General features: G+C 70.9%; 13 protein-coding genes and 1 pseudogene. 8 read left to right on the top strand and 6 right to left on the bottom strand.

Translation table 11 applies throughout. The features are described 5' to 3' along the window. Positions 1 to 51 precede the first annotated feature (51 nt). The 3 genes from AB0N90_RS27335 to AB0N90_RS27325 form a co-directional block, all read right to left on the bottom strand. Positions 52 to 1,044, bottom strand: a complete 993-nt coding sequence (locus AB0N90_RS27335) for an aldo/keto reductase (RefSeq protein WP_085565308.1) — start codon at positions 1,042 to 1,044, stop codon at positions 52 to 54. 44 nt (positions 1,045 to 1,088) lie between these two features. Beyond that, positions 1,089 to 1,679, bottom strand: a complete 591-nt coding sequence (locus AB0N90_RS27330) for a Uma2 family endonuclease (protein WP_365201047.1) — start codon at positions 1,677 to 1,679, stop codon at positions 1,089 to 1,091. A gap of 96 nt (positions 1,680 to 1,775) precedes the next feature. Next, positions 1,776 to 2,465, bottom strand: coding sequence for a GDSL-type esterase/lipase family protein (locus tag AB0N90_RS27325; protein ID WP_365201045.1), 690 nt, complete (start codon positions 2,463 to 2,465; stop codon positions 1,776 to 1,778). A 112-nt stretch (positions 2,466 to 2,577) separates the two neighbouring features. On the opposite strand from AB0N90_RS27325, the gene AB0N90_RS27320 reads away from it, so the two are divergent. Further along, the gene (locus AB0N90_RS27320; protein ID WP_365201042.1) at positions 2,578 to 3,564 is read left to right on the top strand and encodes a WD40 repeat domain-containing protein; all 987 of its coding nucleotides are present in this window, start codon (positions 2,578 to 2,580) and stop codon (positions 3,562 to 3,564) included. A gap of 9 nt (positions 3,565 to 3,573) precedes the next feature. On the opposite strand, the pseudogene AB0N90_RS27315 reads toward AB0N90_RS27320, so the two are convergent. Both AB0N90_RS27315 and AB0N90_RS27310 read right to left on the bottom strand, forming a co-directional pair. Continuing rightward, positions 3,574 to 4,038, bottom strand: a pseudogene (locus AB0N90_RS27315) (hypothetical protein); the annotation flags it as partial. 79 nt (positions 4,039 to 4,117) lie between these two features. Next, positions 4,118 to 4,342, bottom strand: a complete 225-nt coding sequence (locus AB0N90_RS27310) for a DUF397 domain-containing protein (protein WP_365201040.1) — start codon at positions 4,340 to 4,342, stop codon at positions 4,118 to 4,120. Between the two features lie 193 nt (positions 4,343 to 4,535). Between AB0N90_RS27310 and AB0N90_RS27305 the strand changes: the two genes are divergently transcribed. The 5 genes from AB0N90_RS27305 (at position 4,536) to AB0N90_RS27285 (ending at position 9,022) form a co-directional block, all read left to right on the top strand. Beyond that, a complete protein-coding gene (locus AB0N90_RS27305) occupies positions 4,536 to 5,303 on the top strand; it encodes a DUF6879 family protein (RefSeq protein WP_365201038.1) in 768 nt (255 codons plus the stop codon). A gap of 18 nt (positions 5,304 to 5,321) precedes the next feature. Next, positions 5,322 to 6,170 (top strand): helix-turn-helix transcriptional regulator, encoded by an 849-nt coding sequence (locus AB0N90_RS27300; protein WP_365201035.1) that lies wholly within the window; start codon positions 5,322 to 5,324, stop codon positions 6,168 to 6,170. A 279-nt stretch (positions 6,171 to 6,449) separates the two neighbouring features. Beyond that, entirely contained in the window at positions 6,450 to 6,845 is a 396-nt protein-coding gene (locus tag AB0N90_RS27295; RefSeq protein ID WP_361674323.1) for a hypothetical protein, read from the top strand. A 2-nt stretch (positions 6,846 to 6,847) separates the two neighbouring features. After that, on the top strand, positions 6,848 to 8,320 hold the full coding sequence (locus AB0N90_RS27290) for a caspase family protein (RefSeq protein ID WP_365201032.1): 1,473 nt from the start codon (positions 6,848 to 6,850) through the stop codon (positions 8,318 to 8,320). A gap of 207 nt (positions 8,321 to 8,527) precedes the next feature. Beyond that, positions 8,528 to 9,022 carry an anthrone oxygenase family protein gene (locus tag AB0N90_RS27285; RefSeq protein WP_361674319.1) on the top strand — a complete coding sequence of 165 codons (495 nt, stop codon included), beginning with the start codon at positions 8,528 to 8,530 and terminating at the stop codon, positions 9,020 to 9,022. Between the two features lie 150 nt (positions 9,023 to 9,172). On the opposite strand, the gene serC is transcribed toward AB0N90_RS27285, so the two are convergent. Further along, entirely contained in the window at positions 9,173 to 10,291 is a 1,119-nt protein-coding gene (gene serC / locus AB0N90_RS27280) for a phosphoserine transaminase (RefSeq protein ID WP_361674317.1), read from the bottom strand. A 179-nt stretch (positions 10,292 to 10,470) separates the two neighbouring features. Between serC and AB0N90_RS27275 the strand changes: the two genes are divergently transcribed. Together AB0N90_RS27275 and AB0N90_RS27270 are read left to right on the top strand one after the other, a co-directional pair. Next, positions 10,471 to 13,452 (top strand): FAD-binding and (Fe-S)-binding domain-containing protein, encoded by a 2,982-nt coding sequence (locus AB0N90_RS27275; RefSeq protein ID WP_365201029.1) that lies wholly within the window; start codon positions 10,471 to 10,473, stop codon positions 13,450 to 13,452. Positions 13,453 to 13,519: 67 nt separating this feature from the next. Then, positions 13,520 to 14,641, top strand: a complete 1,122-nt coding sequence (locus AB0N90_RS27270; RefSeq protein WP_365201027.1) for a peptidoglycan bridge formation glycyltransferase FemA/FemB family protein — start codon at positions 13,520 to 13,522, stop codon at positions 14,639 to 14,641. Positions 14,642 to 14,707: the final 66 nt, after the last annotated feature.

The following is a 14,707-nucleotide window of genomic DNA, read 5'->3' as shown; positions in this document are numbered from 1 at the left end:
GCTGTGCGCCCGAGGGGGCGGGACCAAGAGCCCCCGCCCCCCGCACGTCTCCTACCAGGCGAAGGCCTCCGGGGACGGCCCCGGACCGGGGAAGATCTCGTCCAGGCCGGTCAGCAGCTCCTCGCTCAGCTCCAGCTCCACGGCCCGCAGCGCCGACCGGAGCTGCTCCGCCGTACGCGGGCCGACGATCGGACCGGTGACGCCGGGACGGGTGAGCAGCCAGGCCAGGGCGGTCTCGCCGGGCTCCAGGCCGTGCTTGTCGAGCAGATCCTCGTACGACTGGATCCGCGCGCGGGCGGCCGGGTCGGCGAGGGTGTCCGCGGCGCGCCCGGAGGCACGGCGTCCGCCCTGCACCTCCTTCTTGAGCACACCGCCGAGCAGCCCGCCGTGCAGCGGGGACCAGGGGATGACCCCGAGGCCGTACTCCCGCGCGGCCGGGATGACCTCCATCTCGGCGCGGCGCTCGGCGAGGTTGTACAGGCACTGCTCGCTGACGAGGCCGATGGTGCCCCCGCGGCGGGCGGCGGCCTCGTTGGCCTGGGCGATCTTGTAGCCGGGGAAGTTGGAGGAGCCGACGTAGAGGATCTTGCCCTGCTGGACGAGGGTGTCGATCGCCTGCCAGATCTCCTCGAAGGGGGTGCTCCGGTCGATGTGGTGGAACTGGTAGAGGTCGATGTGATCGGTCTGGAGCCGCTTCAGGCTGGCGTCCACAGCGCGCCGGATGTTCAGCGCGGAGAGCTTGTCGTGGTTCGGCCAGGCGTCGCCCTCGGCGGCCATGTTGGCGTAGACCTTGGTGGCGAGCACGACCTTGTCCCGGCGGTCACCGCCCTTGGCGAACCAGTTCCCGATGATGCTCTCGGTCCGGCCCTTGTTCTCCCCCCACCCGTACACATTGGCGGTGTCGAAGAAGTTGATGCCCGCGTCCAGCGCCGCGTCCATGATCGCGTGGCTGTCGGCTTCGTCCGTCTGCGGCCCGAAGTTCATCGTCCCGAGAACCAGCCGGCTGACCTTGAGTCCCGTGCGTCCAAGCTGCGTGTACTTCATGGTCGTAAGCCAACGACTTGGAGTGGGCTCAAGGCAAGGGCGGGTCAGTCGCGCGGGAACGTGTCGGTCTTGAGGGTGAGGCCGAGGGGGGTGGTCAGATCGATGTCCGTTCCGAAGGCGACCGTCAGCTCGCTGAGGTACTCACCGTCTTTGGGCTCGGAGTAGAGATGGCACTTGCCCTGGTAGGGGTCGGCGACGAGGTAGACCGGCACTCCGGCGGTGGCGTACGCCGTCTTTTTCGGGCCGTAGTCGTTCGTCGCCGTGCCCTTCAAAATGACCTCGGCGACGAACCGGACGTCCTGGTGGCGCCAATGGCCCGTGGCGTCCTTCTTCGCCGCCTCGTCGAGCATGGCGACGTCCGGGCAGAAGCCGTTGGCTTCGCCGGGGAAGTCGATACGGACGTCCGAGAACACCGGCACGTCCATCCCGAACCTGTCCTCCAGTGCCCGCACGATACGGCGGATGATTCCCCAGTGAGTGTCCCGCTGCGGCGTCATGTAGACGTTGCCCCCGACGATCTCGACCCTGAATCCTTCGGGGACGGGCATCCGCTCGAGGCGCTCGAACCACTCGTCCAGGTTCATGGCTTTTGCGTCGGCGTCGGCCATCTCGATCCTGTCTTCAAGGACGGTCATCGTGGCGCTCCTCCCCGGCTGCCAAGTAAAAGATGCAGCCGCGCGGTACAACGATACGTACGGTGACGAAGTGACGTCGGAATCCAGCCAACCTGCTCAGACTGTTCTAGCCGCGCACGCCCGTCCGATTCCCCATGCCTCCCGCATCGCCCCCGCGAACGCCTCCGCGATCCGGTGCTCGCCGCTCGCGTTGGGGTGGGTGCCGTCGTACGTGTCGACGTGGATGTCGTACGGCTGCGGCGGCGATGCCAGCAGGATCGGCGACCGGGGCTCGTCCAGGTCGGCGACCGCCTTGGCGAGGAGGACGTTGAAGAGTGCGACCTGGTCGGCGAAGGGGGCGTCGGACTCGGCGCGGACGTTCGGGATCACCGGCAGCAGCACCATGCGGACGCACGGGTCGGCGGCGCGCGCCGCGGCGATGAAGGCGCGGACGTTCTCGGCGGTCTGCTCGGCGTTGGTGTAGAAGCCCAGGTCGATCAGGCCGAGGGAGACGAGCAGGACGTCCGGCCGGCAGTCGCGTATCGCGTCACCGATCAGCGGGGCCATGTGCAGCCAGCCCTCGCCCCAGCCCGCGAGATGCGCGCGGGGGAAGTCGGGGTCGGGGTCGGCGTAGGCCAGGGATGTCGGGGCGCCGGCCTGCTGGTCGTACAGCGCCTCGCGCGGGCCGACGAGGGTGACGGCGGGGTCGTACGTACCGCGAAGGAGCTGCCACAGCCGGTGACGCCATGTGTGTTCGCCCGCGCTCCCGATCGTCATGGAGTCGCCCACGGGCATGAACCTGAGCATCCGATCATCATGGACGATCACCGCGGCGGGTGGGGTGTGAGGCCCGCCACGTGGAGGTGCCGGCGCGGTGGCCAGGGGGGTGAACCCCCGGCGGGAATGGCAGGCTTGGGGGATGCGCCGACCGTTCGCCGTCCTTGCCGCCGTCCTGCTCGCCGGCGCCTGCACCCTGCCCGCCTCCGCCGCGGAGGGCACTGGAAGCACCGTGAGCGCCGGGGACAAGGGCTTCACGATCAGTGATCCCCGGATCACCGAGTCCAGTGGCCTGGCCGCGTCCCATCTCCACCCCGGCATCTACTGGACGCACAACGACAGCGGCGACGGCCCGTACATCTACGCCGTGGACGGCGCGACCGGGAAGACGGTGGCCCGGGTGACGCTGCGGGGCATCGGCGCCCCGCGCGACGTCGAGGCGATCTCGATCGGGCCGCACAACGAGATCTATGTCGGCGACATCGGCGACAACTACGACGGCCGCTGGCCCTATGTGTGGATCTACCGCCTCCCGGAGCCGAAGGTCCTGAAGGACCAGACGATCACGGCCACCCAGTACGTGGTGAAGTACACGAACGGCCCCCGCAACGCGGAGTCGCTGCTGGTCCATCCCAAGACCGGCCGGGTGTACATCATCGACAAGAAGGAAGACGGCGGCCACCTCTACGAGGGCCCCGCGACCCTCTCCACCAGCGGCGCCAACATCTTCAAGCCGATCGCCCCCATCGACCTCTGGGCCACGGACGCCACCTTCTCCCCCGACGGCGAGCACCTCGCCGTCCGCGGCTACCTCGGCGGCATCTACTACTCCTGGAACGACGGCCACCCCAAACGCACCGAGATGCTCGACGTCCCCCTCCAAGGCCAGGGCGAGGGCATCACCTACTCGGCCGACGGCACGAAACTCCTCTACAGCAGCGAGGGCGCCGGCAGCGAGGTCGTCGCCAAGGACGCCCCCGACAGCCCGAAACCCTCCCCGACCCCCGGAAACGGCTCATCGGACAACTCGATGACCGGCGGGTCGCACGTCACCTGGGGGGCGGTGGCGCTGGTGGCTGTGGTGGTGGGGTTGTTCGGGTTGGGGCGACTGCGGCGCCGCAAGGGCTGACGCCGACTCGCTGAGCGGACAGGGGAGTTCGGGTCGCGCTCGGTTCGGTGAGCAGGTGACGAGGGCGACGGACAGGAAGGCGGGTCGTTCGAGATAGAAGCCGAGCGACACATCGCCACCTGTGCCGAGCCGCTCGGCCGCGGAGGCGACGAGCGCGTCCGGCGCCCTCCGGCCGCTCCACGTTTCACCGGCGAACCGCCCCGCGAACTCGTCCAGTCGTTGCCGCGTCCAGGCTGCCGCCTCCTGCGCGGAGTGCCAGGTGCCGCGTACCAGTGAGCCCGGCTTGAGCAGCCAGTATGCGGTCTCCAGCGGGGGCAGATCCGAGGCCGGGAACTCGGCGGTCACCTCGCGGTACCGCGCGATCAGCTCGGGCCGACTGCCGGGCGGGGGCGGCTCGGGATGCGGAGGACGCCGTAACGCCTCCTGATCGAAGCGTGCTTTGGGGCCGGTCCACAGGTAGCCGTGGTGGTGCACGGAGGGTCCTGTTCGTGGGGCTCGGTGGCCCTGGCGGGGTGCGACATGCCGCCAGGGCCGAAGGTGACTGCCGGGACGGTCAGTTGGCGAGCCCGAACCGCGCCGGGTCGATCCCGGCGATGCTCAGCTCCTCCGTGGTGAACCGCAGCGGGGTCAGATCGGGCCGCTTGCTGTCCCCGAGCGCCCAGGCGTCCGCGCCGATGCGGGCAAGGGCGACGCACCCCTCGCTGCAGGGGCCGCCGCAGGCCTGGACGAAGGAGGCGGAGGTGATGTCGAGCGCGTAGAGGTCGCTTCCGTTCAGCATGAATGTGCCTTCCCGTTCGGCCCGGTCGGGGCTGGTGGTTGGTCCGGGACGACCGTAGGGAAGGGGGAGCGGGGCGCGGGGTGAATATTCTCGATTATTCCCGTGTGGTGACTCTGGATGCATGGACATTCACGTAGCGGAGTCGAGATGCTGTGGTCGCCAACATCGTCAACGGGCAAGGGGCGGGTCGTATATGGCACGCAGGTTGCGGTTCAACGGGACCGGAAGTGACGTAACCGGATGTCCGTCCGTGCACGAGGACTTGGACAGCGGGGAGGTGATCGTGCACGGCCCTCCGCTCACCGACTCCGAAGACATCGCGCAGCTTCAGCACCTTTCCGAGGGTGAGGTCGCAGTGGCGGTCCCGCGTGAGCTGCTGATGGACTGGGCGCCCAAGGAACGCACGCGGCAGGTGCGGACCATCGGACTGGGCGAGTTCAATGGTCTGTTCGCGAAGTTCGAGCACACCGCTTGGCGGTTGGAGACGCGTCGGCGGTACGCGAGCGACGAGGCCAGCGACCGCTGGGACGACTTCATCGAGACCGGGAGTGTCGTCGAGGACTGGCCAGACGGTTCGCCGGCCAAGGGGTTCCGCGACATGGTCCGCGCCCAGACCGAGCAGGGGAAGCGTGTCGAGCGGGTGCGCATCGTGGACCAGCCTCCGACCGTCGGGCAGCGCTACCTCCTCGACGGTGCGCGCTGGAACATCGCCACAGGTGAGGACATCCGCAACCTCTGGCGCATCGACGCCGACCGACTCCGCCTTCCCGCCGAGGACTTCTGGCTGTTCGACAGCCGCCTCATTGCGCTCCTGCGGTTCGATGACGCCGACCAGCTCACACACGTGGACCTGATCACCGAGCCCGCCGAAGTGGTGCGCTGCTGCATGGTGCGCGACGCCGCGTGGCATCACGCCGTACCGTGGCAGAAGTTCACGACGGAGATGCGCGAAGACGCGTAAGGACACGAACGGGTACCGGTGGGCACGGATTATCAGAGGGCACGCGAGGAGCTCGGCCGCAGGCTCCGCGAGCTACGCGTCGAGTGCCCTGACGGTCGGCTCACCGGTGTCCAGCTCGCACAACGGCTCGGTTGGCAGCAATCGAAGGTCAGCAAGCTGGAGAACGGCCGCCAGACACCCACGGACGAGGACCTGTCGGCCTGGGCGCGTGCGACCGGTCAGCCGGCTGCCTTTGCCGAACTACGCGCTCGTCTCAAGGGGTTCGAGAGCCACATCCGTTCCTGGCGGCGCCAGCTCGCGGCTGGCCATGGTCCGGTCCAGGACACTTGGAACATTCTCGTCTCCAACTCCCGCACCATGCACGCCATCAGTAACGCCGCCATCAGCGGCATGCTCCAGACTGCCGACTATGCCCGGTACGTCTTCGAGCGGCACGCCGCACTCCAGAACGCCCCCCGGGATACCGAAGACGCGGTGCGAGCCCGCATGAAGCGGCAGGAGTGGCTTTACCGGCCGGGCAAGAAGTTGAACCTGCTCATGCACGAGAGCGTGCTGTCGGCCCGGATCTGCCCACCGGAGGTACTGGTGGCCCAACTGGATCGTTTGCTCGGTGTGGTCGGTATGGACACGGTGTGCATGGGCATCCTGCCGTTGGACGCTCCGCTGCGCCTGTCCCTGGGCAATTCCTTCACGATGCTGGACGAACGCCTCGTCGTGGTCGAGGACTGGCACGCCGAACTCTGGCTGGACGACGCCGAAACGATTGCCCTCTATCGCCGCGTCTGGGACACCTTCGCGGAATCGGCCGTCTACGGTGCCGAGGCCCAGCAGGTGATCGCCCGCGTCCGCCGGAGCATCCGCGACTGAGGATCTGCCGAAGGAGCCGGATGACGCCACGGAAGAGTTGCTGCGTATCTGCTTTCCCGCCCTCGTCCCGGCGCTGCTCAAGACCGCGGGGCGCGACCGGGCCCCATTGACATCGGCACCTCCCCGCCGACGCGCTCCCACGGCAGGTACTGCGCCGGGCGTCCTTCCGTTCTGCTGATGTCGTCCGGAACGGTGGCGGCACTGTCAGCTTCGGCTTCTAGGATGAACCGACGGTGGACCCGCACCGGGCGGCCAAGGGCAGAGGGGGCTGGGGCGCGCATGGAGTTCGGCATCGCCATAGGGGAGGAGTCGGCGTCCTCCGCCATGCTGGAGGCGTCCCTCCGGCGCTGGCTCGCGTCCGATCCGGAGCTACGGGGCGAGGTCCTCATCGCCCCGCCCTCCGGGGCAGCCACACCCGGCGGCATGGGGAGCGGGGGCCTGGACATCGTCAATGTGGTGGTGAGCAACTCCATCGCCCTCGGCTCGCTGCTCGTCGCCCTGGCGGGCTGGCGCTCCTCCCGGCCGCGGCCGCCGCGGCTCACCCTGGAACGGAACGGCGTCGTCGTCACGGTCCAGGACGCGTCGCCGGAGGAGGTCGCGCGGGTTCTCGCCCTCTTCCACGACAACGACACCCCCGACCCCCTGGAGCCCGGCACGGACGCGGACGACGTCTAGCCGTGGTCGCCCTGTCCGATCCGGCCCGTTCGCAAGCCGTGCTGGTCGGCGTGCACGAATACGCCGTACTGGAGGGCCTGCCGGCGGTCGCCGCCAATCTGCGCGGGCTGCGCGAGGCGCTGACCGAGCCCACCATCTGGGGGCTGGCCGGGGACTCCTGCACGGTGATCGAGCAGCCGTCGAGAGCCGACCAGGTCCTCGATGTCGTACGGGAGAAGGGCCGGCTCGCCGAGGACACCCTGCTCGTGTACTACGCCGGGCACGGGCTGACCGACCCGCACACCGATGAGCTGTACCTCGCGCTGACGGGTTCCGATCCCGAGCGCGAGTACACCGCGCTGCGGTACGAATATCTGCGCCGTGCGGTCGTGGATCTCGGCGCGCGTGCCCGGCGCACGGTCGTGATCCTCGACTGCTGCTACAGCGGGCGTGCCCTGCTCGGCCGGATGAGTGCCAGCACGCACATCGCCGATCAGGCGGTGGTCGAGGGCACCTGTCTGCTCACCGCCTCGGCCGAGACCCGCCCCGCGCTCTCGCCGCCGGGGGAGACGTACACCGCGTTCACGGGCGAGCTGATCGGGGTGTTGCGGGAGGGCATCGCGGAGGGGCCCGACCCGGTCGACATGGGCACGTTGTATCGCCATGTGTATCAACGCCTCGCGGCCAGGTCCCGCCCGCTGCCCCAGCAGCGCAGCCGCAACACCGGGGGTCTGATCGCGATCGCCCGGAACCGGTTCGCCCGGAGCCCGGAAGGCGCGGAGGGCTCGGACGCGGCGGCCCGTCGGCTTCAGGAGGCCACCGAGCGGCTCGCGGCGATGGAGGTGCGGGAGGCGCGGCTGCGTCAGGAGTCGGAGGAACTGCGCCGTGCGGTCGAGGAACGGTTCGAGCGGCTCGAAACCCTGGGGCGCCTCACCAGGGCGATAGCGGCAGTTCCCGACAGCGGCTCCCCGCCGTTCTGGTTCGCCGTCCCGGTGCGGCGGCCGCTGTTCGGCGAGGACGGCCGGCCGGATCCGTTTTCCCATCTGATGCCGGGGGTCTGGTACTTGGGGGTCGCGTGGCGTGGCGATGCCCTGCTGGTGGTGTGCGGCGACGGTTCCCAGGGACTGCTGCTCGACACGGGTGACCTGGAGATCGGCGTGCATCCGACGGAGGGCGCGCCGGGTCCGCCGAGGGCCTTGGGCGAAACCCCGATGGGGGCGGTGGGCGCCGGTCGGGAGGGCGCGTCGGGGACCTGGAGCGCTCTGGACGAGCTGGGGGTCGCGCCCGGACCCGAGCGGCCGTCCCAGCCGTTCTGGTTCGCCGTCCCGGTGCCGCGTCCGCTGTGGAGCGAGGACGGCAGCGGGCGGATCGTCGCGGAGCTGGCGCCGGGGGTCTGGTATCTGGCCGTGGAACGGCGCGGCGAGGCGATCCTCGCCCAGGCCCAGGACTCGCGCAGGGGCCTGCTGTTGGACACCACGGGGATCCAGTGCGATTGACGTACGACGACGAGGGCGGCACCGGAACCGGCCGGCACCGGCACCGGCACCGGAACCGGAACCGGAACCGGAACCGGAACCGGTCGGCAGGGTGCGCACCGCCAATGAGGCTAAGAACGAGGCGAAACGATCACCACCTTGCCCGGCTCGGCCCGCGGCGGGGTATCCCGGGGACGTGATGTCCGGAGCCCGACGGGAGCGTGCGCGGTGACGAACGCCTTACTTGTCAAGATCACGCGCTATGTCTGCATGCTGGGCGGCGGTGTGCTCACCGGGGGCGCGCTGACCACGTTCGTGCTCGAACTGGCCCTGCGCCGGCTGGGCGCGTCGGCCTACATCCAGGTGCGGCAGGCGGAGCACGACTACTTCCCGTGGTTCATCGGCGTCGTCTTCGTGCCCACGTTCATCGCCGTGGTGGTGCTGGTGTTCCTCGCGCGCAGGGCCGACAGCCCGGCGCTGCGGCCCGCCGCCGCGGCGCTCGTACTTCTGGTGCTGTCCCTGGTGGTCACGTTCGTGGTCAACGCGCCCATCAACCTGGACCAGTTCGACTGGAACGCGCAGGCGCCCCCGGCCGACTGGGCGGGTGTCCGGGACCGCTGGCAGATCGCCCACGCCGTCCGTACCGCCTTCTGCGTGATCGCGCTCGGCTGCCTCGGCGCCGCGATCATCGACCGGCCGTTCGAACGCACGGCCGCCGCCTGAGCCCGGCCCTGCGGGAGGCTCCGCGGGTCTTCACCCACCTCACCGGAACGTACGACACCTCACCGGAACCTGCGACACCTCACCGGAACGTACGACGACGAAGGGCGCCCGGCACGGTCGCCGGGCGCCCCTCACTGTCGTACCGAGACGTCAGAGCTTCTCGATGACGTAGTCGATGCACTTGGTCAGCGCCTCGACATCGGCCGGGTCGATCGCCGGGAACATGGCGACACGCAGCTGGTTGCGGCCGAGCTTGCGGTAGGGCTCGGTGTCGACGATGCCGTTGGCGCGCAGGACCTTGGCGATGGCGGCGGCGTCGATGTCGTCGGAGAAGTCGATGGTGCCGATGACCGCGGAGCGCTTCGCCGGGTCGGTGACGAAGGGGCTGGCGAACTTGACGTCCTCGGCCCAGTTGTACAGCGTGCGCGCCGAGGTGGCGGTGCGGCGGACCGCGAAGTCCAGGCCGCCCTGGCCGTTGAGCCACTCCAGCTGCTGGTTGAGCAGGAAGAGCGTGGCGAGCGCGGGGGTGTTGTACGTCTGGTTCTTGCGGGAGTTGTCGATCGCCGTGGGCAGCGAGAAGAACTCCGGGATGTGCCGGCCGGACGCGTGGATCCGCTCCGCGCGCTCGATCGCGGCGGGGGAGAAGACGCCGATCCACAGGCCGCCGTCGGAGGCGAAGGACTTCTGCGGGGCGAAGTAGTAGACGTCGGTCTCGGCGATGTCGACCGGCAGGCCGCCCGCGCCGGAGGTCGCGTCCACCACGACGAGGGAACCCTCGTCGGCGCCGGCCACCCGCTGGATGGGCATGGCGACACCCGTGGACGTCTCGTTGTGGGTGAAGGCGTACACGTCGACGCCCGCCTCGGCCCGCGCCTGGGGATGGGTGCCCGGGTCGGTCGCGATCACCGTCGGCTCGGCCAGCCACGGCGCGAGCTTGGCGGCCTTGGCGAACTTGGAGGAGAACTCACCGAAGTTGAGGTGCTGGGACTTGTTCTCGATCAAACCGTGGGTGGCGATGTCCCAGAACGCGGTGGAGCCGCCGTTGCCGAGAACGACCTCGTAGCCCTCGGGGAGGGAGAACAGCTCGGAGATCCCCTCGCGGACCTTACCGACCAGGTTCTTGACGGGCGCCTGGCGGTGGGAGGTACCGAGCAGGGAGCTTCCGGTGGCGGCGAGCGCGTCGAGCGCCTCGGTCCGCACCTTGGAGGGGCCCGCGCCGAAACGTCCGTCGGCGGGCTTGATGTCAGTGGGAATCTGGATGTCGGCCACGACTCGGAGGGTATCGGGTGGGCGAAACGGGACGGAACCGTGTCCGTCGGATGAGACAAGAACGTCAGGACCCAGACTTGTCATGTCGTACGACGATCACGAGTGGGTTTGTACGACGATCGAGGCGGGGCTGTGGATAACTTTCGATGACGGTCGGTGATCGGATGCATCCTGAACGCATGACGGATTCCTCGGCTCTGTCGGCTCTGTCGACCCTCTCGGGCCTCTCGGTTCTCGAAGCGGAGCTGCGCGCCCGCCTCCGCGGCGAGGTCCGCTTCGACGCCACCGCCCGTGCGCTCATGACCATGGACGCCTCCAACTACCGGCGCGTCCCCGCGGCGGTGGTCGCCCCACGGGACGCCGAGGACGTGGCGGCGGCCCTGGAGGTGTGCCGGACGCGCGGGGTGCCGGTGGTCGCCCGCGGCGGGGGTACGTCGATCGCCGGGCAGGCCACCGGCACAGGGGTCGTACTGGACTTCACCCGCCACATGGACCGCCTGGTGGAGCTGGACCCCGGCACCCGCACGGCCGTCGTACAGCCCGGCCTGGTCCTCGACGGCCTCCAGCGCGCCGCCGCCCCGCACGGCCTGCGCTTCGGCCCCGATCCGTCCACGCACAGCCGCTGCACCCTCGGCGGAATGATCGGCAACAACTCCTGCGGCTCCCACTCGGTGGCCTGGGGCACGACCGCCGACAACATCGCGGAGCTGGAGGTGCTCACCGCGCGCGGCCGGCGGCTGCGGCTCGGGCCGGGGTGGGCCGGCGCACCCGAGGGGCTGCGGGAGCTGGCGGAGGGCGAGTCGGCCCGGCTGCGCACCGGCTTCCCTGACCTGCCCCGCCGCATCTCCGGGTACGCGCTGGACGCGCTGCTGCCGGAGAAGGGCGCCGACGTGGCCCGCTCCTTCTGCGGCTCCGAGGGCACCCTCGGCATCCTCACCGAGGCGGTCGTGCGCCTGGTCGAGGCCCCGCCCGCCCGCGCCCTCGCGGTGCTGGGGTACGGCGATGAGAGCGCCGCCGCCGAGGCCGCCGCCGGCCTTCTGCCGCACCGCCCGCTGACGGTGGAGGGCATGGCCGCCGACCTGGTGCCCCCGGGGGCCGGGCTGCCCAGGGGCGGCGCCTGGCTGTTCGTGGAGACGGGCGGGGCGTCGGAGGCGGCGGCCCGCGCCCGTGCGGAGGAGATCGTCCGGGCCGCCGATGTCGTGGACGCCCTCGTGGTGACCGAGCCCGCCGCCCAGCGGACCCTGTGGCGCATCCGCGAGGACGCGAGCGGCACGGCGACCCGGATGCCGGACGGCTCCGAGGCCTGGCCCGGCTGGGAGGACTGCGCGGTGCCCCCCGCCCGGCTCGGCGCCTACCTGCGCGACTTCCGCGCCCTGCTCTCCTCGCACGCCCTGCGCGGCACTCCGTACGGCCATTTCGGCGACGGCTGCATCCATGTCCGCATCGACTTCGACCTGCTCACCGAGCCCGGTATCGGCCGCTTCCGGAGCTTCTCGGAGGAACTGGCCGACCTGGTGGTGGCCCACGGCGGCTCGCTGTCCGGCGAACACGGCGACGGCCAGGCCCGCGCCGAACTGCTGCCACGGATGTACGGCGCCGAGACGGTCCGGCTGTTCGAGCGCGCCAAGTCCCTCTGGGACCCGGACGACCTGCTCAACCCCGGCATGCTGGTCCGCCCCGCCCCGCTGGACGGCAACCTCCGCTTCTCCGTGCTCCCGGCGAAGCCCGTGGACGTGGCCTTCGGCTACCCGGCCGACGGCGGCGACTTCCGCGCGGCCGTCCGCCGCTGCGTCGGCGTCGCCAAGTGCCGTACGACCACGGGCGCGGGGCCCGCCGTGATGTGCCCGTCGTTCCGGGCGACCGGCGAGGAGGAGCACTCCACCCGGGGCCGGGCCCGGCTGCTGCACGAGATGCTGGCGGGGGAGCTGATCACCGACGGCTGGCGCTCCACCGAGGTCCGCGACGCCCTCGATCTCTGCCTCGCCTGCAAGGGCTGTCGCACGGACTGCCCGGTCGGCGTCGACATGGCCACCTACAAGGCCGAGTTCCTGCACCACCACTACAAGGACCGGTGCCGCCCCGCCGCCCACCACAGCATGGGCCGCCTCCCCGAATGGCTGCGCCTGATCGCCCGCACCCGTACGGCTCCTCTCCTCAACGCGCTCGCCGCCGTCCCGCCCCTGGCAGCCGCCGCGAAGCGCCTCGCCGGGATCGCGCCCGAGCGGCGGCTTCCCCGGCTCGCCCCGCGAACCTTCACCGGCTGGTGGCGGCGCCGAAAGCCCGCGCCGACCCCGGGAGTGGGCGCCGGGGACCTGGTCGTCCTCTGGCCGGACACCTTCACCGAGCATCTGTCCCCGTCGGCCGGCCGCGCGGCGGTCCGCGTCCTGGAGGCCGCCGGGCTGCGCGTGACCCTCCCACCGACCCGGCTGCCCCGCCGGAGCCTCCTCGCGCGGTCCGGCGCAAAGAGCCCGGCCCCCGCCCTCCTCCCGTCCCGCCACGCCCGTGTCTGCTGCGGGCTGACCTACGTCTCCACCGGCCAGCTGGACCGCGCCCGGGCGGTGCTGCGCCGCACCCTCGATCTGCTGGAGCCGGTGCTGCGCGCGGGCGCCCCGGTCGTCGTGCTGGAACCGAGCTGCGCGGCCGCCCTGCGCACCGACCTGCCGGAGCTTTTGCACGACGACCCGCGCGCGGCCCGGCTCGCCGCCGCCGTCCTGACCTTCGCCGAGGCCCTGGAGCGGCACGCCCCGCAGTGGGTCCCGCCCGTCGTGGACCGCCCGGTCGCCGGTCAGACCCACTGCCATCAGCACGCGGTGCTCGGCGACGCCCCGGACCGCCGGCTGCGCGAGTCGGCCGGCCTCACCGGGGAACTCTCCGGCGGCTGCTGCGGCCTGGCCGGTGACTTCGGCTTCGAGAAGGGCCACTTCGAGGTCTCCCGGGCCTGCGCGGAGGACCAGCTGCTGCCCTCGATACGGGAGGCGGCCCCGGACAGCGTGGTCCTGGCCGACGGCTACTCCTGCCGCACCCAGCTGGAGCAACTGGCCGGGGTGAAGGGCCGGCATCTGGCGGAGGTGCTGGCCGAGGCGCTGGAGCGGGACACTGGCGCGCCGGAGCGGGACGCGACCGCGGTGGAGCGGGACACGACCGCGGGGGAGGGGAGATGACGGCCCGCCGGTGGACGGCGGCTTCCCTAGGGTGAGGTGATCAGCGAGTCATGAAGGAGAAACGCGTATGAGCCTCACCGTCCGTCCGGTCACCCGGGCCGAACACCTCGCCTTCGTGGCGGACCGCTCCTCGGCCAGCCATCTCCAGTTGCCGTCCTGGGGGGATGTGAAGCCGGACTGGCGGGCGGAGAGCCTGGGGTGGTTCGAGGCGGACGGACGGCTCGTCGGAGTGGGGCTGGTGCTGCTGCGGCCGCTGCCCAAGGTGAAGCGGTATCTGGCGTATCTGCCGGAGGGCCCGGTCATCGACTGGGCGGCGCCCGACCTGGAGCGCTGGCTGGACCCGATGCTCGCCCACCTCAAGGGGCTGGGCGCCTTCTCGGTGAAGATGGGCCCGCCCGTGGTGGTGCGGCGGTGGAGCCCGGACGCGGTCAAGGCCGCCATCGCCGACCCGGACGCGCACCGGCTGCGGGACGCGCCGCCCACCTCCGAGGAGCCGGGGGCGCTCGCCCTCGTCGACCGGCTGCGCCGGATGGGCTGGCGGCAGACCGAGCCCGGCGGCGAGGACGGCTTCGCCGCAGGGCAGCCCCGGTACGTCTGCCAGGTGCCGTATGCCGGGCGGTCCCTGGAGGACATCCAGCGCGGGCTCAACCAGCAGTGGCGGCGCAACATCAAGAAGGCCGACAAGGCGGGGGTGAAGGTCGTACGGGGGGACCATGAGGATCTGCCGGCCTTCTACGAGCTGTACGCGGAGACGGCGGAGCGGGACCGTTTCATCCCGCGCCCGCTGTCGTACTTCCAGCGGATGTGGACGGCGCTCACCGCCGAGCACCCCGACCGGATGCGGCTCTACCTCGCGCAGCACGACGGCGAGGTGCTCGCCGCGGCCACCATGCTGATCGTCGGCGGCCATGTCTGGTACTCGTACGGCGCCTCCACCAGCCGCAGGCGGGAGGTGCAGCCCAACAACGCGATGCAGTGGCGGATGATGTGCGACGCCCATGAGCTGGGCGCCCATGTCTACGACTTCCGGGGCATCACCGACACCCTGGAGGAGTCCAACCACCTCCTCGGCCTGCTCCGCTTCAAGGTGGGCGCGGGCGGCGGGGCGGTGGAGTACGTGGGCGAGTGGGACTTCCCGCTGAACCGCCTGCTGCACAAGGCGTTCGACGTCTATATGGCGCGCCGCTGAGGGGCGGCGGCGGCCGGGCGGCCGTTATGCGGGAGGGGGGATCTCAGCATCCAGGACAGTGTCATA

It is taken from the genome of Streptomyces sp. NPDC093018 (assembly GCF_040684035.1).
Classification (GTDB): Bacteria; Actinomycetota; Actinomycetes; order Streptomycetales; family Streptomycetaceae; genus Streptomyces; species Streptomyces murinus.
Note: the sequence above shows the minus strand (reverse complement) of the source record. Positions and strands in the feature narration are given on the sequence as shown.

What these genes read in the sequence shown, in the direction of transcription:
- AB0N90_RS27305 (WP_365201038.1), top strand. Translation starts at nt 4,536, where the DNA reads ATGGCACGCAGGTTGCGGTTCAACGGGACCGGAAGTGACGTAACCGGA.
- AB0N90_RS27275 (WP_365201029.1), top strand. Translation starts at nt 10,471, where the DNA reads ATGACGGATTCCTCGGCTCTGTCGGCTCTGTCGACCCTCTCGGGCCTC.
- AB0N90_RS27325 (WP_365201045.1), bottom strand. Translation starts at nt 2,465, where the DNA reads ATGCTCAGGTTCATGCCCGTGGGCGACTCCATGACGATCGGGAGCGCG.
- AB0N90_RS27335 (WP_085565308.1), bottom strand. Translation starts at nt 1,044, where the DNA reads ATGAAGTACACGCAGCTTGGACGCACGGGACTCAAGGTCAGCCGGCTG.
- AB0N90_RS27295 (WP_361674323.1), top strand. Translation starts at nt 6,450, where the DNA reads ATGGAGTTCGGCATCGCCATAGGGGAGGAGTCGGCGTCCTCCGCCATG.
- AB0N90_RS27320 (WP_365201042.1), top strand. Translation starts at nt 2,578, where the DNA reads ATGCGCCGACCGTTCGCCGTCCTTGCCGCCGTCCTGCTCGCCGGCGCC.
- AB0N90_RS27310 (WP_365201040.1), bottom strand. Translation starts at nt 4,342, where the DNA reads ATGCTGAACGGAAGCGACCTCTACGCGCTCGACATCACCTCCGCCTCC.
- AB0N90_RS27270 (WP_365201027.1), top strand. Translation starts at nt 13,520, where the DNA reads ATGAGCCTCACCGTCCGTCCGGTCACCCGGGCCGAACACCTCGCCTTC.
- AB0N90_RS27330 (WP_365201047.1), bottom strand. Translation starts at nt 1,679, where the DNA reads ATGACCGTCCTTGAAGACAGGATCGAGATGGCCGACGCCGACGCAAAA.